At 66.8% G+C, this 20,849-nt stretch carries 21 protein-coding genes; 15 read left to right on the forward strand and 6 right to left on the reverse strand.

Annotated elements, in window-relative coordinates; all coding sequences use genetic code 11:
• Positions 1-48: 48 nt before the first annotated feature.
• Complete coding sequence (locus NJG22_RS10275; protein WP_253094275.1) at positions 49-750, forward strand: FCD domain-containing protein; 702 nt, start codon at positions 49-51, stop codon at positions 748-750.
• 20 nt (positions 751-770) lie between these two features.
• The gene (locus tag NJG22_RS10280) at positions 771-1,457 is read left to right on the forward strand and encodes a GntR family transcriptional regulator (RefSeq protein WP_217848547.1); all 687 of its coding nucleotides are present in this window, start codon (positions 771-773) and stop codon (positions 1,455-1,457) included.
• 88 nt (positions 1,458-1,545) lie between these two features.
• Here NJG22_RS10280 and NJG22_RS10285 read toward each other — a convergent pair whose 3' ends face one another.
• Positions 1,546-2,112: an isochorismatase family protein gene (locus NJG22_RS10285; RefSeq protein WP_253094276.1), complete on the reverse strand. Its 567-nt coding sequence runs from the start codon at positions 2,110-2,112 to the stop codon at positions 1,546-1,548.
• Positions 2,113-2,201: 89 nt separating this feature from the next.
• Here NJG22_RS10285 and NJG22_RS10290 point away from each other — a divergent pair, with 89 nt between their 5' ends.
• Together NJG22_RS10290 and NJG22_RS10295 are read left to right on the forward strand one after the other, a co-directional pair.
• On the forward strand, positions 2,202-2,645 hold the full coding sequence (locus NJG22_RS10290) for a GNAT family N-acetyltransferase (protein WP_253094277.1): 444 nt from the start codon (positions 2,202-2,204) through the stop codon (positions 2,643-2,645).
• A gap of 164 nt (positions 2,646-2,809) precedes the next feature.
• On the forward strand, positions 2,810-3,805 hold the full coding sequence (locus NJG22_RS10295) for a hypothetical protein (protein WP_253094278.1): 996 nt from the start codon (positions 2,810-2,812) through the stop codon (positions 3,803-3,805).
• Between the two features lie 203 nt (positions 3,806-4,008).
• On the opposite strand, the gene NJG22_RS10300 is transcribed toward NJG22_RS10295, so the two are convergent.
• A complete protein-coding gene (locus NJG22_RS10300) occupies positions 4,009-4,437 on the reverse strand; it encodes a PACE efflux transporter (RefSeq protein WP_217848553.1) in 429 nt (142 codons plus the stop codon).
• 102 nt (positions 4,438-4,539) lie between these two features.
• Between NJG22_RS10300 and NJG22_RS10305 the strand changes: the two genes are divergently transcribed.
• Both NJG22_RS10305 and mcpA read left to right on the forward strand, forming a co-directional pair.
• Positions 4,540-5,418, forward strand: a complete 879-nt coding sequence (locus tag NJG22_RS10305; protein WP_253094283.1) for a LysR family transcriptional regulator — start codon at positions 4,540-4,542, stop codon at positions 5,416-5,418.
• 151 nt (positions 5,419-5,569) lie between these two features.
• On the forward strand, positions 5,570-7,456 hold the full coding sequence (mcpA, locus tag NJG22_RS10310) for a methyl-accepting chemotaxis protein McpA (RefSeq protein WP_217848557.1): 1,887 nt from the start codon (positions 5,570-5,572) through the stop codon (positions 7,454-7,456).
• A gap of 154 nt (positions 7,457-7,610) precedes the next feature.
• On the opposite strand, the gene NJG22_RS10315 is transcribed toward mcpA, so the two are convergent.
• From NJG22_RS10315 to NJG22_RS10325, 3 genes are all read right to left on the reverse strand, one after another.
• A complete protein-coding gene (locus NJG22_RS10315) occupies positions 7,611-8,675 on the reverse strand; it encodes a hypothetical protein (protein WP_253094284.1) in 1,065 nt (354 codons plus the stop codon).
• 85 nt (positions 8,676-8,760) lie between these two features.
• A complete protein-coding gene (locus tag NJG22_RS10320; RefSeq protein WP_253094285.1) occupies positions 8,761-9,138 on the reverse strand; it encodes a RidA family protein in 378 nt (125 codons plus the stop codon).
• A complete protein-coding gene (locus tag NJG22_RS10325; RefSeq protein ID WP_253094286.1) occupies positions 9,128-10,288 on the reverse strand; it encodes an FAD-dependent oxidoreductase in 1,161 nt (386 codons plus the stop codon). The genes NJG22_RS10320 and NJG22_RS10325 overlap by 11 nt, the downstream gene beginning before the upstream one ends.
• 111 nt (positions 10,289-10,399) lie before the next feature.
• On the opposite strand from NJG22_RS10325, the gene NJG22_RS10330 reads away from it, so the two are divergent.
• From NJG22_RS10330 to NJG22_RS10370, 9 genes are all read left to right on the forward strand, one after another.
• Entirely contained in the window at positions 10,400-11,002 is a 603-nt protein-coding gene (locus tag NJG22_RS10330) for a helix-turn-helix domain-containing protein (protein WP_253094287.1), read from the forward strand.
• Positions 11,003-11,262: 260 nt separating this feature from the next.
• Positions 11,263-12,048 (forward strand): sulfite exporter TauE/SafE family protein, encoded by a 786-nt coding sequence (locus NJG22_RS10335; protein WP_253094288.1) that lies wholly within the window; start codon positions 11,263-11,265, stop codon positions 12,046-12,048.
• A 110-nt stretch (positions 12,049-12,158) separates the two neighbouring features.
• Positions 12,159-12,731: a biliverdin-producing heme oxygenase gene (locus NJG22_RS10340; protein WP_253094290.1), complete on the forward strand. Its 573-nt coding sequence runs from the start codon at positions 12,159-12,161 to the stop codon at positions 12,729-12,731.
• Between the two features lie 103 nt (positions 12,732-12,834).
• The gene (locus NJG22_RS10345; protein ID WP_253094292.1) at positions 12,835-13,311 is read left to right on the forward strand and encodes a cupin domain-containing protein; all 477 of its coding nucleotides are present in this window, start codon (positions 12,835-12,837) and stop codon (positions 13,309-13,311) included.
• Between the two features lie 112 nt (positions 13,312-13,423).
• Positions 13,424-14,350, forward strand: a complete 927-nt coding sequence (locus NJG22_RS10350; protein WP_253094294.1) for a 3-oxoacyl-[acyl-carrier-protein] synthase III C-terminal domain-containing protein — start codon at positions 13,424-13,426, stop codon at positions 14,348-14,350.
• Between the two features lie 11 nt (positions 14,351-14,361).
• Positions 14,362-16,047, forward strand: a complete 1,686-nt coding sequence (locus tag NJG22_RS10355) for a non-ribosomal peptide synthetase (RefSeq protein WP_253094303.1) — start codon at positions 14,362-14,364, stop codon at positions 16,045-16,047.
• Complete coding sequence (locus tag NJG22_RS10360; protein WP_253094305.1) at positions 16,040-16,474, forward strand: VOC family protein; 435 nt, start codon at positions 16,040-16,042, stop codon at positions 16,472-16,474. The genes NJG22_RS10355 and NJG22_RS10360 overlap by 8 nt, the downstream gene beginning before the upstream one ends.
• A gap of 15 nt (positions 16,475-16,489) precedes the next feature.
• Complete coding sequence (locus tag NJG22_RS10365; RefSeq protein ID WP_253094307.1) at positions 16,490-16,939, forward strand: GNAT family N-acetyltransferase; 450 nt, start codon at positions 16,490-16,492, stop codon at positions 16,937-16,939.
• Positions 16,940-17,014: 75 nt separating this feature from the next.
• Positions 17,015-18,379 carry a SidA/IucD/PvdA family monooxygenase gene (locus tag NJG22_RS10370; protein WP_253094309.1) on the forward strand — a complete coding sequence of 455 codons (1,365 nt, stop codon included), beginning with the start codon at positions 17,015-17,017 and terminating at the stop codon, positions 18,377-18,379.
• 130 nt (positions 18,380-18,509) lie between these two features.
• On the opposite strand, the gene NJG22_RS10375 is transcribed toward NJG22_RS10370, so the two are convergent.
• The gene (locus NJG22_RS10375; RefSeq protein ID WP_253094311.1) at positions 18,510-20,720 is read right to left on the reverse strand and encodes a TonB-dependent siderophore receptor; all 2,211 of its coding nucleotides are present in this window, start codon (positions 20,718-20,720) and stop codon (positions 18,510-18,512) included.
• Positions 20,721-20,849 lie beyond the last annotated feature (129 nt).

The raw sequence follows: 20,849 nt of genomic DNA on the forward strand, positions 1-20,849 counted from the left end.
CGCCGGCCGGCCTTGCGCCAAGATGCCACGTCAACCAAGGAGCGAACCGTGATCAGCTCGTCGACCGTAGTCAATTCAGTGGTGGAGAAACTCCGCCAGGCCCTGGCCCGTGGCCAGTGGCGCAGCGGCGACATGCTGCCCGGCCAGCGCGAGCTGGCCGAGCAACTGGGCATCAGCCGCCCCAGCCTGCGCGAGGCGGTAATCGTGCTGGAAACCCTGGGCCTGGTGCGCTCGCTGCCGGGCAAGGGCGTGCTGGTGCTCGAGGCCGACGCCGCCCAGGCCCAGGAGCCGGAGGCCGTTGCCGCGGCCAGCCTGGCCGACGTGCTCGAACTGCGCTACACCCTCGAACCCTTCATCGCCGGCCTGGTCGCGCAATCGGCCGGCAGCCAGGACATCGGCCAACTGCGCCTGACCCTGATGGACCTGCGCGAAGCCCTCGAGGCCCAGGACCACGAGGCCGGGGTCAACGCCTACATCGCTTTCCACGAGGCATTGTTCGCCCTGACCACCAACCCGATCTTCCAGAGCGTGGTGCAACAGACCGGCAACGCCCTCAAGCAAAGTGCCGAGATGCTGCGCAATTCGCCCGAGCACCTGGCCGCGCGGCTGAGCGAGAACGAGGCGGTGGTGCGGGCCATCCGCGAGCGCAACAGCGCCCTGGCCAGCCTGCAGATGCGCCGGCACATCCTCGCCGAGGGCCAGCGCATGGGCATTGCCCTGAACATCCCGGACGACCACCCCGGCACCTGAATAAAAGAAGGAGAGCGACCATGAGCGCCTGCGCCCCCCACCTGCCTGCCCTGCTCGGCGTCGGCGAGACCCGCCTGTCGGCCGAGCAGATCTACCCCCGGCTGTTCGACGCCATCCTCGAACAGCGCCTGCCGCCGGGCAGCCCGCTGCCCGAGCAGGCGCTGGGCAACGCCTTCGGCGTCAGCCGCACGGTGATCCGCCGGGTGCTCGGGCGCCTGTCCGATCAGCAGGTGGTGGTGCAACGCCCCAGCCACACCGCGCACCTGGCCGCGCCCGACCCCGAGCAGGCGCGCCAGGTGCTCAGTGCCCGGCGCCTGGCCGAGACCACGCTGATCGGCCTGGCTACCCAGCGCGCGCGCCCGGCGCAGATCCGCCAACTGCGCCAACTGGTCGAACGCGAGCGCCAGCACCATGAGCGCGGCGAGCGCTGCACGGCCATTCGCCTGGGCGGCGAGTTCCACATGAAGCTTGCGCAAATGGCCGCCAACGCACCGCTGGCGCGCTTTCTCGACGGCCTGGTACCGATGACCTCGCTGATCATCGCCCGCTATGAGTCACCCTGCTGCGAGCACTGCGCCTGGCAGGAGCACGCGGCGATCATCGATGCGGTGGAGCGCGCCGACGAGGCCTGCGCCCTGGCCTTGATGCACGAGCATCTGGACCGCCTGGAAGCCAAGCTCGACCTCGATCAGAACGGCTGCGCGTAGCGCTTGCGCCACCACGTGCTCGGCCTGCACCAGCAAAGTGGCGCGCACTGCAGGGCCTCGACGCTGCGCCCCGGCACCTTGTGCCGCATCATCCGCCAGTCGGGCTGGCCGCGCTGAACCCCAGGGCGTCGACCCCGGCCAGGATCTGCACCTGGTCACCCAGCGACCACTCCGCCGCCCGCGCCGCCAGGGCGGCGGGCACCCCTGGCGAGCCGCCCGGCCCCGGCGGCACGTCATAGGTGGCATGGGCATCGTGGGGCAGCAGCACATCGAACCCCCGTTGCAGCGCGGCGCGCGCGGTGGCGGCCAGGCACATGTCCGAAAGCAACCCGCACAGGGCCAGCCGGCGAACGCCAAGCGCATTCAGCAGCGCTTGCAGTTCGGTTTCGTCAAAGCCGTCGTCCTCGGTTTTGACCACTACGTGCTCACCCCGGACAGGCGCGAAGTACAGTTGCCAGCCCGCGCTGTGCGGGGCGTCCGGGCTGCCGGGCGCCCCGTCGTTCTGCAGGAAGATCACCGGCACCCCGGCCTGGCGGGCGCGGGCCAGCAGGCGGGCGATGCTCGCCTGCAAGGCCAGGTGTGCAGGCACCGCATCGGCGCCCTCCATGAACGCGCACTGCACATCCACCAGCAGCAGGGCATCGGCAAGGGTCATCGGCGCTCCAAAGGTCGCAAGAGAAGTGCCGAGCATAGCGCAATGCCGTACCCTGCCCGGCGTTTCCACCACAGAGCCTTGGAGGGCTTATGAACCACAGCATCGCGCCAGTTGGCGCGGAACACTTCGATCGGCTTGCCGATCTCTGGGAAGCCTCGGTGCGGGCGACCCATGACTTTCTCCCCGAGGGCTATGTCGAGCGCTTGAAGCCGCTGGTGCGCGAGCAGTACCTGGGCTTTGTCCAGCTGCGTGCCTGGCGCGATGCCCAGGGGCAGATCCAGGGCTTTGCCGGGGTGCATGACGGCAAGCTGGAAATGCTCTTCGTCGACCCGGCGTGCGGGGGCCAGGGCATCGGCAAGGCGCTGCTGGCCCAGGTGATCGAGGAGCTGGGCGTGCGGGAGGTCGATGTCAACGAGCAGAACCCGCAGGCGGTGGGCTTCTACCTGAAGCACGGGTTCGTCCAGGCCGGGCGCAGCGAAGTCGATGGCCAAGGCGACCCCTACCCATTGCTGCAACTGAAACTGGAGCACTGAACATGCCTTGCCAACCTGCAAAGGGGGCCGCTCTGCGGCCCATCGCAGGGCGAGCCCGCTCCTACCGGTATTGCCCAGTATCGGTAGGAGCGGGCTTGTCTGGCGCCCCGTCCAGCAGGACAAACCTATACTGCCGATAGCCCCTTTTCTGGGAGGCCGTCGGCGTGAAACCCAGCCTGGTGATTGTCCTACTGTGCCTGTTGCTGGCCCTGGCCGGCTGCGCCGGCAAACGCCCGCCCGCCCCGCCGCCGCCGCAGAACCTGCCGCCAGCCGTGTGGCAGCGCATCGACCAGGACATCGTCGAGGCCTCGGTTGCCGCCGCAGGCTCGGCCAACGACTATGCCCGGCGCTCGATGCGGGTGTGGAAAGCGCAGGTGCAGCAACGTACCGAGAACGATTTCATCCCCTGGTTCACCGGCTACTGGACCCAGCAATGGCTCACCCTCAAGGTGGCCTGGTACAAGATGAACAGCGGCAACGGCCAGGCGCCGCCGGAGAAACGCCTGGGCCTGTACCTGCAGGAGCAATACCGCCAGCGAGTGATCGAGCCGGTGGCCGAGCAGATCAACCCCGAAGGCATTCGCGACCGCGCCAGCGAGCTGTACCTGCAACTGCTCGGCCAGCAATTGCCGGCGATCATCCAGCGCTACAACGCCCCGCCCGAGCAGTTCAGCCAGCGCCTCAACCGCATCCCGATCATCGCCCTGGGCCCACCGCCGGCGCGCAACGCCTCGCTCTATCAACTGCTGCGGGCCCAGTCGCTGGCCCAGCAACCGGCCTGGCAGTCGCTGCGCCAGCACCTGCACCAGCAGGCCGCCAAGGCGCCCGGGCAGACCGAGGCAGGGCTGTCGTCGGTGGCCACCCAGGCCAGCGAGAAGCTCGGTGCCACGCTGGCCCCGCGTGGCGCGGCCAGCGCCATCGCCGCCGCAGTGGGCAAGGCGGCGGGGGCGTTGATCTCGGTGGCGGCAACCGGTTACGGGCTGATCACCCATGACCGTGAACAGCCACAGATGGTCGAGCAGTTGCGGGTGATCCTCAATGTGGCGCTGAACCAGGAATGGCGGGAGCTGATGGAGAACCGCCAGAGCGGCGCCATGGCCGGGGTGTATTACCTGTCGGGGCAGGTGGAGGACAGTTTGCTGGGCAACCGAGCGCCCTGAGCCGAAGCCGACACGCTCCTGTAGGAGCGGCCTTGCGTCGCGAAAAGGGCTGCGCAGCAGCCCCAGGATTTCAGCCCTTATGCAAAGATCGCCGGTTGCGGCCCTGCAATGTCCGTAGCCAGCCTTGCTGACGAGCCAGGCGACGCGGTGGATGGCACCGGCAACGCCGGTGTTCGCCGGCAAGCCGGCTCCTACAGACTGTGTCAGGCCGCCGCCATGGCCGAGGTCGGCAGGCCGAAGATCCGGTCGAACGCCCAGTTGTAGAGGAAGGTGTAGCAGGGGATCAGGATGATGAACGCCAGGTCCACCACAAACGCCTCCAGCAAGCTCATGCCCAGCCACCAGGCGATCAGCGGGATCAGGTACACCACCAGGGTCAGCTGGAAACCAACCGCATGGGCCACCCGCCGCGCCACGCTGCGCCCGCGGGTGGCCTGGCGGCTTTCCCAGTACTCGAACAGGCTGTTGTAGATGAAGTTCCAGGCCATGGCGATGGTGGTGATCATCACCGCCAGGGGGCCGGTGTGCGAGGCCTGGGTATCGGACAGGTAGGCCAGCCCCAGGGTCGACATGCACAGGCCGATCAGTTCATAGAAGGTCACGTAGACCAGTTTGCGTTTGAGTCCTTGCACGGGTTTACCTTGACTGCCGGGTTCACGAAAGACGCGCAGGATGCATCAATGGTCTTGACAGAAAAAGTTGGCAGCTTTCAGATTTACTGAAAGGAGACTGCCATGAACTTTTCCAGCGACACCATCCTGCTCTTCCTCGCGGTGCTCGACCGCGGTTCGTTTTCCGCTGCCGCCCGGGCCTGCGGGCGCGTGCCCTCGGCGGTCAGCATGGCCATCGGCAACCTCGAGGCGGAGCTTGGCTACCCGCTATTCCTGCGCGGCTCACGCGAGGCGCGCCCCACCGCCCAGGCCCAGGCCCTGGAACCCCACGCGCGGCTGATCGCCGAGCAACTGGGGCTGCTGCAGGTGCATGCCCTGGAGCTGTCCCGCGGGCTGGAAAGCAGCCTGGCCATCGCAGTGGTGCCGGATATCGACCAACGCCCGCTGCTCACGGCCATCAGCCGCCTGGGCGAGCGCTACCCACTGCTGGACATCGAGCTACTGGCCGCGCCCCAGGAGGAGGCCCTGCAACTGCTCGACAGCGGCCGGGTCAACCTGTGCCTGGCCTTTGCCGGGTTGCAGGTCGATGCCCGGCGCAGCTTCCAGTACATCGCCATGGAATCATTGGTGGCCACCCTGTCGCCCCACCACCCTGCCCTGCGCGAAGGGCGTATCCGCCACCTCGAGGACCTGGTCAGCCTGCGCCAGATCCTGGTCCGCAGCCGCGACTTGCCGTTGTCCGACCCCCGCTCGTTGATCGGCACCTCGCACTGGCGCACCGACAGCCTCGACCTGGCGGTGCAGATGGTCGAGGCCGGCCTGGGCTGGGGCGACCTGCCGTTGTCGCGAATCGCCCCGGCGCTGGCCGCCGGGCGCCTGGTGCGCCTGCGCTTCCAGAACACCCGCAACGAGCTGCAACTGCCGGTACACGCCTTCTGGCTCAAGCAGCAACCCCTCGGCCAAGCCGCCCGGGCCTTGGTCGGCTTGCTGTCGCCGCAATAATTTGTCACGGCCTTATGGCGTATCCGCCAACAACTGCGACATTTAGTCTTTCAACATTTTTCAAAAGCGGCCGATAACCGTGGCAACAGGTCCCGCCACTCGTGCCACAAGCGCGCGGCGCCCTCCTTTCACTGGCTCAAGGTCTCGAAACATGAACCTGAAATTCCGCCACAAGATCCTGCTCAGTGCCTGCGCCGTCGTGGTCCTGGCCTTCGCGCTGTTCACCCTCTACAACGATTACCTGCAACGCAACACCATCCGCCAGAACATCGAGTCGTCGGTGCGTCAGGCTGGCGCGCAAACCGCCAGCAGCGTGCAGAACTGGATGAGCGGGCGCATCCTGGTGCTGGAAAACCTGGCCCAGGACATCGCCCAGCAAGGCGCTGGCAACAACGTGCCGGGGCTGGTCGACCAGCCGTCGTACACCAGCAACTTCCAGTTCACCTACTTCGGCCAGAACACCGGCCTGTTCACCCAGCGCCCCGACGCCAAGATGCCTGACGGCTACGACCCGCGTCAGCGCCCCTGGTACACCCAGGCCGTGGCCGCCAACCAGACCATGCTGACCCCGCCCTACATGGCCGCGGTCGGTGGCCTGGTGGTGACCATCGCCATGCCGGTCAAGGCCAAGTCCAGCGGCGAGCTGATCGGCGTGGTCGGCGGCGACCTGAGCCTGAACACCCTGGTCGACATCATCAATGCCGTGGACTTCGGTGGCCTGGGCCACGCGTTCCTGGTGGACCGTAATGGCCAGGTGATCGTCAGCCCGGACAAGGACCGGGTGATGAAGAACCTCAAGGACATCTACCCAGGCTCGCCGCTGCGGGTGGAAACCGGCATCCAGGAAGTCAGCCTCGATGGCAAGGACCGCATCATCTCCTTCGCCCCGGTGGACGGCCTGCCGTCGGCACAGTGGTACATCGGCCTATCGATCGACAAAGAAAAGGCCTACGCCCCGCTGAGCCAGTTCCGCACCTCGGCCATCATCGCCATGCTCATCGCCGTGGCCGTCATCGCCGGCCTGCTGGGCCTGCTGATCCCGGTGCTGATGCGTCCGCTGACCACCATGGGCCGCGCCATGCAGGACATCGCCGAAGGTGAAGGCGACCTGACCCGCCGCCTGACCGTCGAGCAGAAGGACGAGTTCGGCGAACTGGCCACCTCGTTCAACCGCTTCGTCGAGCGTATCCACGCCTCGATCAGCGAAGTGTCCTCGGCCACCCGCCTGGTCCACGACCTGTCGGAAAAAGTCGTCGGCGCCTCCAACGCCTCGCTGTCTGGCTCCGAAGAGCAGAGCATGCGCACCAACAGCGTCGCCGCGGCGATCAACGAGCTGGGCGCCGCCACCCAGGAAATCGCCCGCAACGCCGCCGATGCCTCGCAGCACGCCAGCGGCGCCAGCGAGCAGGCCAACGGTGGCCGCGAGGTGGTCGAGGAAGCGATCAGCGCCATGACCGCGCTGTCCGAGCGCATCAGCGAGTCGTGCGAGCAGATCGAGACCCTCAACGCCAGCACCGACGAGATCGGCAAGATCCTCGACGTGATCAAGGGCATTTCCCAGCAGACCAACCTGCTGGCGCTCAACGCCGCGATCGAGGCGGCCCGTGCCGGTGAAGCCGGCCGTGGCTTCGCCGTGGTCGCCGACGAGGTGCGCAACCTGGCCCACCGGACCCAGGAATCGGCCGAAGAAATCCACCGCATGATCACCAGCCTGCAGGTGGGCTCGCGCGAGGCGGTGCACACCATGAACACCAGCCAGGTGTCCAGCGAGCAGACCGTGCAGGTGGCCAACCAGGCCGGCGAGCGCTTGGCCAGCGTGACCCAGCGCATCGGCGAGATCGACGGCATGAACCAGTCGGTGGCCACCGCCACCGAGGAACAGACCGCCGTGGTCGAGAGCCTGAACCTGGACATCACCCAGATCAACGCGCTGAACCAGCAAGGGGTGGAGAACCTCAACGAAACCCTGCGCCACTGCGACGCCCTGAGCCAGCAGGCCGGGCGCCTGAAGCAGCTGGTGGGCAGCTTCCGCATCTAAGCCACCGGTTTCGCCGGCAAGGCCGGCTCCTACGGCAGTCGCGACCCTGCAACCCGTAGGAGCCAGCCTTGCTGGCGAACCCAGGCGACGCGGTGGCCGGCCGGCTCCTACAGCAATCCCGTGTAGGCGTCGGCCTTGCCGGCGTAGACGCCGGTCAAACCACCGCCACCCTCCCCGCTTTACCCCGCCGCAGCCAGCCCACCAGCACCGCCACCATCAGCACCAGCCCCAGGTAGCCGAACAGCGGATACACCTGCCCGACCAGGCTGATGAACCCCACCAGGCTGCACGCGAACCCCACGCCCCCGGTCACCACCGCCGCCCAGCGAAACTTCGCCGTGCCTGCCGGCAGCAGCCGCGACAGGAACGAGAACAGCGTGCCCACGGCGGTGTTGACGATCATGCCGAAGATGATCAGGCACATCAGCAACCCCAGCAGCGGCGACACCTCGCTGGCAATCGACAGCATCGGCATCGGCAAGGCGGCCACGCTGTCCAGGCGCGACAGCAACCCCGCGCTCATCACCAGCATCAAGCCGCCCAGCGCCGCGCCACCGAGCAGGCCGCCGACCACCGCCACCCGGCCCGTGCGCGCCGAGCCGCCAAGGATCGCCAGGATCGGCGCCCCGGCGACGATGTTGTAGGACACATACAGGAACGCCCCGAGCAACCAGTGCCGCGCGCCGGCCACCTGCTGGCTGGCCAGCTGGTCGAGGGCGGCGAAGCTCTGGCTGCGGCTGCACACGGCGTACAAGGCGATGGCCGACGCCACCAGGATCAGCAGCGGGGTGATCGCGCCGATGGCGACCATGACCTTTTGCACCTCCAGGCAGACGATGGCCACCACCAGCACGGTGACCAGCACGCTACCGGCCAGCGCCGGAATGCCGAACTGCTGCTCGAGCAAGGCGCCGCCCCCGGCGAGCATGACCACGGTCACGCCGAACATGAAGAAGGTGATGAGCCAGTCGACGAAACGGCCCAGGTGACGGCCGCAGATGGCCTCGATGACGGCCTTGTGCGAAGTGGCCCGCAGGCGGTTGCCCAACCCGGCCAGGGCCATGCCGAGGAAGGTGAACAAGGCGGCGCTGACCAGCGCGCCGACCAGGCCCCACAGGCCGAAATCGACGAAGAACAACAGCAGTTCCCGCCCGGACGCGAAGCCCGCCCCCACGATCACGCCGACGAATGCGCCGGCGATCTTCAGCTGCTCTTGCATGTGCACCTCTGGTTCTTATTGTTGTATCGCGCTCAGGGTAGGAGCCGGCTTGCCGGCGATGGGCCGCGGCGCGGCCCTGGATCATTCACGCCTGGCCGAGATAGGCCTGCACCTCGATTTCCACATCCACCCCCAGCGCCAGCGCCGAGGCCACGGTCGAACGCACCGGCAACGCCGCGCCGAAGAATGCCTTGTACACCTCGTTGAAACCGGCGAAGTGGCTCATGTCCGACAGCCACACGGTGGCTTTCACCACCTGGTCGAAACCCGCGCCGCAGGCTGCCAGGCTCTCGCCGATACGCTCACAGACGGCGCGGGTCTGGGCCTGGATATCGCCCTTGACCACCTCGCCATCGGCGTTCATCGGGATCTGCCCGGACAGGAACAGGAAGCCACCGGCTTTCACCGCGCGGGAGAAAGGAAACGGTAGGCTGCTGGGAAAACGCTGGATGTCATTGCTCATGGGTAGTCTCCATGGAAGGTTGGCTGAAACGTGCCGGGGACAGCCGAGCAGGCTCGACGCCCTGGCGGACAAGGCTGGCACACAGCGGCTGGCCCAGCAGCAGGTCGGCGGCCAGGCGCGAGGCCCCGGCGGCGGACTGGATGCCATAACCGCCCTGCGCGGCCAGCCAGAAGAACGCCGGTGCCACAGGATCGAAGCCGATCACCAGGTCGCCGTCGGCGACGAACGAGCGCAAGCCCGCCCAGCTGTGGCTCGGGCGGCGGATCTCGAGGGTGGTCATGGCTTCGATGTTGTAGATGCCCAGGGCCAGGTCCAGTTCTTCCGGGGCGGCGTCCTGGGGCTCGACCGGGTCGGCGTTGGCCGGTGAGCCGAGCAACTGGCCGGCGTCGGGCTTGAAGTAGAAGCTCTCGTCGACCCCGATCACCGCCGGCCAACGGCCGAAATCGTGCTGGGCGGGGCCGGGGAAAGTGAAGGCGCTGCGCCGGCAGGGTTGCAGGCCAACCCTGGCCACGCCGCACTGCTCGGCCACCTGGTCGGCCCAGGCCCCGGCGGCGTTGACCAACTGCCGCGCGCGCAGTCGGCTGCCATCGGCCAGCTCGATATGCCAGAGCGGGTCCAGGTAATGGGCCCGGGCCACTTCGGCGTTGCAGCGCAGCTCGCCACCGGCCTGGCGGAACCCGCGCAGGAAGCCCTGGTGCAGGGCATGCACATCCAGGTCCATGGCGCCGGTTTCGTGCACCGCCCCGGCCAGCCGTTCACCGCGCAGGCTCGGCACCAGTGCCAGCGCCGCCTCGCGGTCGAGCAGGCGGACGGCGGTGCCGTTGGCCAGGTTCTGCGCGTAGGTCGCCTCCAGCAGGTCGCGTTGCGCAAGGTCGGCCACATACAGGCAGCCGCGCGGTTCCAGCAACGGATGCTCGCAGAAGCCCGCCGGCGGCTGCTGGTAGAACGCCCGGCTGGCGCGGGTCAGCGCCTGGATCTGCGGGGTGCCGTAGGCCTCCATGAACATCGCCGCCGAGCGCCCGGTGGAGTGGTAGCCCGGCTGCGCCTCGCGCTCGAGCATCAGCACCTGGCGCTGGCCGGCCAGGCGGTAGCCCAGGGAAGCACCGGCAATGCCGGCGCCAATGATCAAGGTGTCGTGGATCGGTCCCATGCGCGTTCCTGCAAGCTAATTATCATTTGTGAGAATTCTAATATATGAGAATTTCGGATTGTGCAAGCCGACACGGTAAGATGCCCGACCAAAGACCTGCCCGAGTACCCCATGCCCGACACCCCAGCCACCGGCCCCCAACTCGACCGCAGCGCGGTCGGCGCGCGTCTGCGCCAGCTGCGCAAGCGCCGGCAGATGACCCTCAAGCAACTGTCGGCGCAAAGCGGCGTGCCGCTGTCGACCTTGTCGAAGATGGAGCTGGCGCAGGTGTCGGTAAGCTACGAGAAACTGGCCGCGGTCGCCCGCGCGCTGAACCTGGACATCGCCCAGCTGTTTCGCGCCAGCAGCCCGAGCGTGGCGGCGCAAACGGCCAGCGTGGTGGTCGACTCGCTGAGCACCGTGGCCGGTTACGCCACCGGCACCTACGACTACTACCCGCTCGCCGGGGCTTTCCCGGAACGGCGCATGACCCCGGCCTATGCCCGCATCATCGCCCGCGAACGCGGCCAGTTCGCCGATTACATCCGCCACCCTGGGCAGGAGTTCGCCATGGTCATCAGCGGGCGGGTGCGCATCGAGTTCGAGACCGGCGAGGCGGTGAGCATCGGCCCGCAGGAGACCGCCTATTTCGACAGCCAGGTGGGGCATATCTACCTGTCGGAGAGCGAGGATGGCGGCGATGCGCAGGTGATGGTGGTGATGACCGATCGTTGACGATCTGGGGTTACCCATCCCTTGTAGGAGCGGCCTTGTGTCGCGAAAGGGCTGCGCAGCGGCCCCGCCGATCTTTGCCTAATACTGAAATCCTGGGGCCGCTGCGCAGCCCTTCGCGACACAAGGCCGCTCCTACAGGAAGAGACGCAGGCTGCCAGCGAACGGTTATAACCTAATAACGAACAAGTCTATTTGGCTATAAAAAAATCTATATGCTGGGCAGCATCCGATCACGGGCAAAGCTGGGCGTCGAGTAGCGTATGGATGTAGGTTCTTTCGGTTTCACCATTGCCGGGCTGGTTGTCGGTTTCATCGTCGGCATGACCGGCGTCGGCGGCGGCTCGCTGATGACCCCGATCCTGCTGTGGTTCGGCATCAACCCAGCCACCGCCGTGGGCACCGACCTGCTCTACGCCGCCATCACCAAGGCCAGTGGCGTCTGGGTGCATGGCCGCAACAAGAACATCGACTGGAAGATCACCGGCTGGCTGAGCCTGGGCAGCGTGCCCGCGGCAGCCCTGACCCTATGGTTTCTCAGCACCCTGCACGCCGACACCTCGGCGCTCAACGCCATCATCAAGCAAGGCCTGGCGGTGGTGCTGATCCTCACGGCCCTGGCGATCCTGTTCAAGTCCAAGCTGCAGGCCTTCGCCAGCAAGCACGCCAGCGATCACTACCACCTCAGCGACCGCACCCTGAATACCCTCACCGTGGTCACCGGCGTGGTGCTGGGGGTGATGGTCACCCTCACCTCCATCGGCGCCGGCGCCCTGGGCACCGTGGCGCTGTTCCTGCTCTACCCGTTCCTGGTCACCCGCCGCCTGGTCGGCACCGAGATCGCCCACGCCGTGCCGCTGACCCTGGTCGCCGGCCTGGGCCATGCCGGCATGGGCAACATGGACTGGTCGCTGCTGGGCTACCTGCTGCTGGGTTCGCTGCCGGGGATCTACCTGGGCAGCCACCTGACCGGGCGCATCTCCGACCGGGTGCTGCGACCGTGCCTGGCGACCATGCTGTTGCTGATCGGCTACAAACTGGCGTTCTGAGGCGACGGGTGATGGAGACACCGGCTGCGCCGGTGTGCGCCGGCAGGCAGGCCAGGACAGACAGGTAGCAATCTGTCACTATCGGCCCTCGTCCGCCAGATGTCCCAGCCATGCCTGATACACCCCAATCATTGCTGCTCGCCCTGCGCGAAGCCACCCGTGCCAGCCACAAGCGGCTGGAGGCGCGCCTGCCGTTTTTCAGCGCAGGCTTCGACCTGGCGCGCTACCGCGACCTGATGGCCGCCTACCACGGTTTCCACGCGCCACTGGAGGCCAGCCTGGCCGGCTACCAGGGACGCGAGCGCGCCAAGACACCCGCCCTGGCCCAGGACCTGCGCACCCTTGGCGTCGAGGTCGAGGCCTTGCCGCGCTGCCAGCAGCTGCCGCGGATCGACGACGAGGCCAGTGCCCTGGGGGTGATGTACGTGCTCGAGGGTTCCACCCTCGGCGGCCAGGTGCTCAAGCAGGCCATGGCCGAACGCCTGGGCATCGACGCGGCCAGCGGCGGCGCTTTTCTCGACGTCTACGGCCCGCTGACCGGCACGCACTGGCGCAGCTTCCTCGGCCGGCTCGGCGCCTTCGCCCACCAGCCCGACAGCGAAGCCCGGGCGCTGCAGGCCGCAGTGGCCACCTTCGATTGCTTCGAGCACTGGCTCGAGCAACGCAACACCTTGCTCGACTAGCGCCGCCACAGGCGTTTGACATCGCTTTGCCAGCAGACTATCTTCGCGTGCTTTTTTTTGAAAAGCCCATGGAAGAATAAGAGTTGCCAAGGAGGCAATACGCGTGTCTCGCCTGTCCGCAATCCCTCTCGCCTGTGTGTTGCTCGCCGCCAGTTCGGCCGTTTTCGCCAGCACCGGCAGTGCCCCTGCAGCGCCATCCCCCAGCACCCTGTCGATCCCGCGCAGCGTGCCGGCCAGCGTGCCGTCCGTGACCACCCCGGACACTTCCGAATTCTATACGGCGCTCAAGGGCACCCATTACAGCTACCGCTGCCTCTCGCCCTTCACCGCCCCCGGTGAACAGGCCGCGGTCGAGGTCTGCGAAATCCCGCCGGTGGAACTGCAACTGCACGGCTGGCCCGAGACCGAAGTCATCCAGCTGATCAGCGGGCAAGTCCAGATCAGCGAAGCCGATGGCACCCAGAAGCTCTACCAGGCCGGCGATACCTTTGTCCTGCCGCAAGGTTTCAAGGGCATCTGGAAACAGCCGGCCACCATCACCAAGGTGACGGTCCGCCACCCGCTGTACTGGAAAGACTGACCCACTGATAACCCCACACCCGCCGCCACCCGGCGCCGGGTGCCTGCGCTCGCACCCCATCGGCAGCGCTGGCGCGGGCTTGCCTTCACCCTTTGAACAAGATGAGCGAATCGTGACCCCAACCGTTTACCTGGGCGGCATCGCCTGTGAAACCGGCCAAGCCGTGGACATCGAAGCGGCGCAGATGGCGCCACAGACACGGGCGCTGCTGCAATCGGCAGCCAATGGCGTGCGCTGTTTTTCCCATCACCCTGGCCAGCCCTGGGAGCTGCTGACCCGCGCGGTGACCCGTGCCTTGGCCGACAGTGGCCGCCAGCCCGGCGACATCGACGCGGTGTTGCTGGTATCGGGCCAGCTCGATGCCCAGAACACCCTCGACGCCCAGTGGCTCGCCGAGCTCGGCCGCACCCTGCACATGCAGACCGTGCCGTTCTACAGCGTCGGCCTGGCCGGCTGCGCAGGCTTTCACGCCGGCCTGAAACTGGCCGCGGCGCTGACTGCCAGCGGCGAGGCCGAGCAGGTGCTGCTGGTCACCTTCGACCAGGCCGGCGAGGCTCTGCAACGGGTGTATGGCGAGGGCAGCGACTTCGTCTACGTCACCGGCGACGCTGCCGCGGCCTGCGTTGTCAGCCGCGAGCCGACGCGCATGCAGTACGCCCTGCGCGGCAAGGTGCAGTACAGCGCCAACACCGAGCAGATCGAGCACTTCTCCAACGACACCGACATGCGCAGCATCGCCGCGCTGGTCAAGCAGGCCTGCCAGCAAGCCGAGCTCGCCCCGCGTGCCGTGCAGCATTTCATTTGCAACAACTACACCCTCGAGGCGACCCGGCTGTTCTGCCAGCTGGCCGGTATCAGCTTCAGCAAGGCGGTGACCGCGCCGTTGGCCCGCCATGCCCACTGCTTCAGCGCCGACAACCTGATCAACCTCAGCCACCTGCACAGCGCAGGCACGCTGCAAGCGGGCGAGCATGCCTTGCTGTTCAGCACCGGGCCGTTCCAGCTGGGGGCGTGCCTGGTCACGCGCCTGGACGCCTGAGGGCCGCGCCGATGACTTGCGTAATCCAGCGCTTGTACGCCAGCGCCCAGCGCCACCTGCGCCAACCCGCCCTGATTGCCGGCGAGCAACAGCTCGACTACGCCGGGCTGCTGGCCCGGGTCGAGGCCATAGCGGCGCAGTTGCAGGACCAGGTTGCCCGCGAGCATGGCCGGGCCATCGCGCCCACCGACAAGATCGGCCTGTCCCTGGGCAAGGGCATCGACCTGTATGTCGCGCTGCTGGCCATCCTGCGCACGGGCGCCAGCTATGTGCCGATCGACCCGGCCTTGAACGAAGACAGCCGCCAGCAGTTGCGCGAACGCTGCCGCTGCGCGTTGGTGCTGACCCCGCAGTGGTTGCAAGCCCATGGCCAGGCCGACCTCCCCGCCCCTGCGCCAGCGGCCAGCATTGCCAGCGACATCGCCTACACCATCTTCACCTCGGGCTCCACCGGGCGCCCGAAAGGGGTCAGCGTCACTCACCTGAGCCTGCTCAACCTGGTCGACTGGGCCATCGCCGCCTTCGACCTGGGCCCAGGCGCGCGGGTGCTGCAGTACTCGACCATCAACTTCGATGCCTCGGTGCTGGATATCTTCCCGACCCTGCTCAGCGGCGCCGCCCTGTGCATCGCCAGCGACCAGGAGCGGATGTCCGAAGCCGCGCTGGCGGCCTTCTGCGCCCGCCACGGCGTGACCCAGGCGTTTTTGCCGCCGCCGCTGCTGACCATCTTCGACCCCGCCCGCTTCCCCAGCCTGGCCACCGTGCTGACCGGCGGCGAAGCCTGTCACCCGCGCGCCATCGAGGCCTGGTCGCAGGGCCGACGCCTGTACAACCTCTATGGCCCGACCGAGGCCACGGTGCTGGTCAGCTGCAAGCGCATGAACGCCAACACCGCCGCGCAGAACATCGGCCAGGCGATCGGTGGCGTGCGCCTGCATGTGCTCGACGAACAGCAGCGCCCGGCCGAACAGGGCGAGCTGCATATCGCCGGCCTGGCCCTGGCCGCCGGCTACCTGGACGACCCTGCCGGCAGCGCCGAGCGCTTTATCAGCCTGCCGGCCCTGGACGCCTCGCGGCTGTACCGCAGCGGTGACCTGGTGCAGCGCGGCGCCGACGGCGAAATCCACTTCCTCGGCCGCCTCGACCGGCAGGTGAAGGTGCGCGGCTATCGTATCGAGCTGGAGGAAATCGAAGCGGCGCTGCAGCGCCTGGGCTACCAGGAAGTGGCGGTGACCGCCGACCCGCAGGCCGGGCTGGTGGCCTATATCGTCGCCCCAGCGCCCTTGAGCAGCCAACAGCTGCGCGACCAGTTGGGCCAGCACTTGCCGGACTACAAGGTGCCCCAGCAGGTGGTGCGCCTGGCGGCCATGCCCTACAAGCCCAACGGAAAGGTCGACCTGGGCCAGTTGCCCGCTCAGGTTCCGGCCGAGCAAGCGCAAGCCTGCAGCGAAGACCACGGCGACACCTTCGCGCGCCTGGCCGAGCTCTGGGCCAACGAATTGCAGGTGCCGCTGGCCTCGCTGGGCCCGGCGTCGGACTTCCGCGCCCTAGGCGGCTCGTCGATCAACATCATGCACCTGTTGTCTGCGGTGGAAACCGAGTTCGGCGAACTGGTCGACTTCATCGATTTCCTCGAAACCCCCACCCTTGCCTTCCTCACCCACACCCTTGAAGCCGGAGCCAGTCATCATGCTTGAGACACTCAACCACGTAGGCCTCACCGTCCTGAACATCGAAGAAACCCTGGCCTTCTACCGCCAGCTGACCAGCGTGGAAGTCTACGAAGAGGCGGTACGCATCAGCGGCGATGGCGTGGGCCAGGTCATCAATGTGCACAAGCCGGACTACACCTCGTGCATGGTGCGCATCGGCCAGCGCGACTTCGAGCTGATCGAGCATCACAGCTCCAAGGGCCGTCATATCATTTCCCAGCACAACGACTCCGGTGGCATCCACCTGGCGTTCATGGTCGACAACATCGACGAGGTGTTCGCGCGGGTCAAGGCCATGGGCATCACCCCCACCACCGAGCAGCCCTACACCGCCCGCGAGCTGGAAGGGTACCGGGCGTTCTTCTTCCGCGACATCAACAACGTGCAGATCGAAATCGGCCAGATCCACTGAATACGAGACCACGCCATGAACGTCATTGCCTGTGACCTGCAACACCTCGATGCCGCCGCGGACCTGTTCAACCAGTACCGCATGTTCTACGAAGAGGCCGACGACCTGGCCACCGCCCGGGCGTTTCTGCAAAACAACCTGGAAACCGGCAACTCGCGGATCTTCCTGCTGCTGGACGACAGCGGCCAGGCGCTCGCCTTCGCCCAGCTGTACCCGGCCACCTGCTCGCTGGCGATGAAGCGTTTCTACTGGCTGTACGACCTGTTCGTGGTGCCCCGCGCCCGCCGCGGCGGCCATGCACGCACGCTGATGAACCACCTCAGCGCCACCTTCAAGGCCGAAGGTGCCCAGCGCCTGAGCCTGGACACCGCGCGCAGCAACACAGCGGCGCAGGCCTTGTACGAGTCGCTGGGTTATGAAGCCGAACAGGACTTCATCACCTACCACCAGATGTTGAACGACTGAGGCGCAGGGCCACTGGGCGCTGTTCAGTTCAAGGAATACGGCTGCCAGCGGCAGCCAGGGCATGGAAACTCCAACGTGAAACATTCAACTGATCGCATCTACGATCTGCTCGGGGTCGGGGTCGGCCCGTTCAACCTCGGGCTCTGCGCCTTGCTGCAACCGCTGGAGCAGGTCGCCAGCCTGTTCTTCGAAGCCAAGCCACGCTTCGAGTGGCATGCCGGCATGCTGATCGGCGATGCCACCCTGCAAGTGCCGTTCACCGCCGACCTGGTGACCATGGTCGAACCGCGCAGCCGCTTCACCTACCTGAACTACCTGCATGAGCAGGGTCGCCTGCACCAGTTCTGCTCCTACGAGAGCTTCTACGCGCCGCGGGTCGAGTACAACCGCTACTGCCAATGGGTCAGCGAGCAGATGGACAACATCCGCTTCGGCTCGCGGGTGGTGGCGCTGGAAGTGATCGACGACATGTTCCACCTGACGGTGCTCGACCTGGCCAGCCAGCAGCAACTGACCTATCGCGGGCGCAACCTGGTGCTGGGGGTGGGCACCGAGCCGACCTGGCCGGCCATGGCCGACGCGGCGATGGGCCAAGGCAACTGCATCCACTCCAGCGCCTACCTGCAGAACAAGCAGGCGCTACAGACCCGGCGCGACATCACCATCGTCGGCAGTGGCCAGAGCGCCGCGGAGATCTTCCTCGACCTGTTGCGCGAGCAGCCGCGCCATGGCTACGCGCTGAACTGGCTGTCGCGCAGCCGCGGCTTCATCGCGATGGAGTATTCCAAGCTCGGTTCGGAACATTTTTCCCCGGACTACGCCGAGCACTTCCATGCCCTGCCCGAGCACAGCCGCCTGGCGGCGCTGCAAGGGCAAAGCCACTGGTACAAGGGCATTTCCCTGGACACCATCAAGGACATCTACGACTGCCTGTACCTGCAATCGATCGACAAACCCGTGCCGGTGGTGCTGCAGTCGCGCAGCGAGCTTGAGCGCATCGACAGCCATGGCCAGCGCCTGGCCCTGGATTTCCGCCAGCTGGACATGCACAAGCGGTTTCGTTTCGACACCGACGCGCTGGTGCTGGCCACCGGTTACGACTATGTGTTCCCGCCGTTCCTGCGCAGCCTCGAGCAATGGCTGGAGTTCGACAGCAAGGGCCATGCCGCGGTGAATCGCGACTACACCCTGAAGACCTCAGGGCACATCAAGGGGCGGATCTACGTGCAGAACGCCGAGATCCACTCCCACGGCGTCGGCGCGCCCGACCTGGCCATGGGTGCCTTGCGCAGCGCCAGCATCATCAACCACCTGACCGGCACCGAGCATTACCAGCTGCGCAACCGCAACGTGTTCCAGACCTTCGGCATCGCCCCGCAGTGGTTGCCGGGGGCCGAGGCCGAGGTCAAGGCCCTGCACGGCAATCCCGCACGGGCCTGAGGGGGACCGACCTCGCGCAGACGCCCCTCTGTAGGAGCCAGCCTTGCTGGCGAACCAGCCGACGCGGTGCATGGCACCGGCTGCGCCGGTGTTCGCGGGTAAGGCCGCTGCCACTGGAGGCGCGCCGGCCTTAGAACGAGATGTTCAACGCCGCGAACAACGCCCGGCCCGGCTGGTTGTAGGTGTTGGCCCCCGAGCTGCTGGCGTTGCCGCCACGCAGGATCTGTTTGTCGAAGACGTTGTTCACCCCCAGGCGCACATCGTAGGTGGCGTTGAAACGATAGCCGGCGCTGACGTCCACCAGGCCATAGGCCTCGACATCCTGCTGCGCCTGGCTGTCGTACTGCTCCTGGGTGCGGTAGTTGTAGGTCGGCGACTTCTGCTTGCCGTACCAGGTACCGGCCACCTGCAACGACAGCTGGTCGGTGGCCTGCCAGTCGAGGCTGGTGTTGACCGTGTACTGCGGGATCACCGACAGCGGCTCGCCGGTTTCGCGGTTGTCGTTATCGAGCATCCAGGTCAGGTTGGTATTCCAGTCCAGGGTCGGGCTCAGCTCGACGAACAGGTTGCCCTCGATCCCTTCGACCCGCGCCTTGCCGGCGTTTTCCCACTGGGTCACGCGGCGGCCGCTGTTGATGGTGTAGAGCACATCGGTGTCGCCGATGATCTTGTTCTGGTAGTCGTTGCGAAAGTACGTCGCGCTGGCACGCCAGTCACCCTGGTCGTAGGCCAGGCCAATCTCCTTGTTGACGCTGATTTCCGGCTTGAGGTCGGCGTTGCCCTGCAGGTAGCAGCCGCCCGAGTTGGCCTGCTGCACGCTGCAGCCGTTGCCACGGCTGTAGAGCAGGTAGTTGGGGTTGGCCTGGTACAGGTTGGGCGTCTTGTAGGCGCGGGCGATACCGCCCTTGACCGTCCACTGCTCGGTCAGTCGATGCGCCAGGTTCAGGCTCGGGCTGAAGTTGTCGCCGAAGCTGTCGTGATGGTCGAAGCGCAGGCCCGGGGTGATGGTGGTGTCGCCGACGATGATGTTGTCCTCGACGAACAGCGCATGGCTGCGGGCGTTAATCTTCGTCTCGGCGCGGTTGAAGCCGACGATGGCATCGTTGCCAGTGCCGCTGGGGTCGAAGCTCTGTGGGCGGAACGAGCCCTGGTCGTTGAGGGTTTCGTAGAGGTACTCGCCGCCCAGGGTCAACACATGCTCGGTGCTGCCCAGGGCGAACGGCAGGTTGACCTCGCTGCTAAGGCGCGTGTTGCGCAGCCGCGACAGGGCCGCGCCGCTGTCGTTGATCGAGCCCTCCGGGCCGCCGGCCAGGCCTTCGTTGAGGCGCCAGTTGCGCACGTACTCGTAGGCCAGCACGGTCTTGCTGGTGCCCCAGGCGAAGTCGCCCAGGTGGGTCAGGTCGTAGGTGTTGCGCTGCATGACGTTGGTTTCGTGGCCATACAGCCTGGAGATCAGGCCGATATTGCCGCCACCGTTGCTGTTCATGGTGTCGCCGGCGTAGAGGTTGCCCTGGCGGCTGTAGCCGGCGCTGGCCTCGAGGCGGTGCTCGTCGTTGAGCTTCCAGCTCAGCAGGCCGTTGATATCCTTGTTGCGCACCCCTTCGCGGCCGGCGGCCAGGGCACTGTTGGCGTGCCCGGCGTTGATGTCCAGGTCGTCGGCGTCGGTCTTGGCCAGGCCGCCATAGACACGGAACCCGAGATTGTCGGTGAGCCCGCCACCGAGGTTGAAGTTGGCCCGGCGGCTGGCGCCCTCGGCGCTGTCCTCGGGCATCTGGGTATACAGGTTGAGGCTGCCCTTGAGCTCATCGGTGGGGCGCTTGGTGATGATGTTGACCACCCCGCCCATGGCGCCGGAGCCATAGCGCGCCGCCGCCGGACCGCGCAGGATCTCGATGCGCTCGACCGCCTCGGCCGGCACCCAGTTGGTTTCGCCGCGGGTGTCGCGGTCGCCGTTCCAGCCGTAGCGCACGGCATTGCGCGCGCTCGAAGGCTTGCCGTCGATGAGGATCAGGGTGTTTTCCGGGCCCATGCCGCGCAGGTCGATCTGCCGGTTGTTGCCCCGCGCGCCGCTGGCGCTGTTGCCGGTGAGGTTGACCCCCGGCTCGCGGCGGATGATGTCGGAGAGGTCGTTGGCCGGCGGCCGGCGCTGGATGTCCTCGGCGGTGATGATCGAAGAACCCAGGGCCTGGCGCGCCTCGCGTTCGGCGGTGACCAAGGTGTCCTCGATCACCAGCGCGCCACCGCGCTTGTCCTCGACCTCCACGGCCGCCAGGGCCAGGGTCGGTGAAGCCAGGGTCATCAGCGCCAGGGCCAGGCGGCGGGGCGAGGTGCTCGGTTGCATCGGTACATCTCCTGAAAGCGTGGGCGTATGGCAGGGCCCCGTACCGGCAGGCCCCTCGCCCACCGATTACTCAGGCAGGGCCTGGGGAACCGTCAGGGATGGTAAATATAGATATTCTCATCTGCATTT

The organism is Pseudomonas sp. VA159-2, from assembly GCF_024126635.1.
GTDB classification, from domain to species: Bacteria; Pseudomonadota; Gammaproteobacteria; order Pseudomonadales; family Pseudomonadaceae; genus Aquipseudomonas; species Aquipseudomonas muyukensis.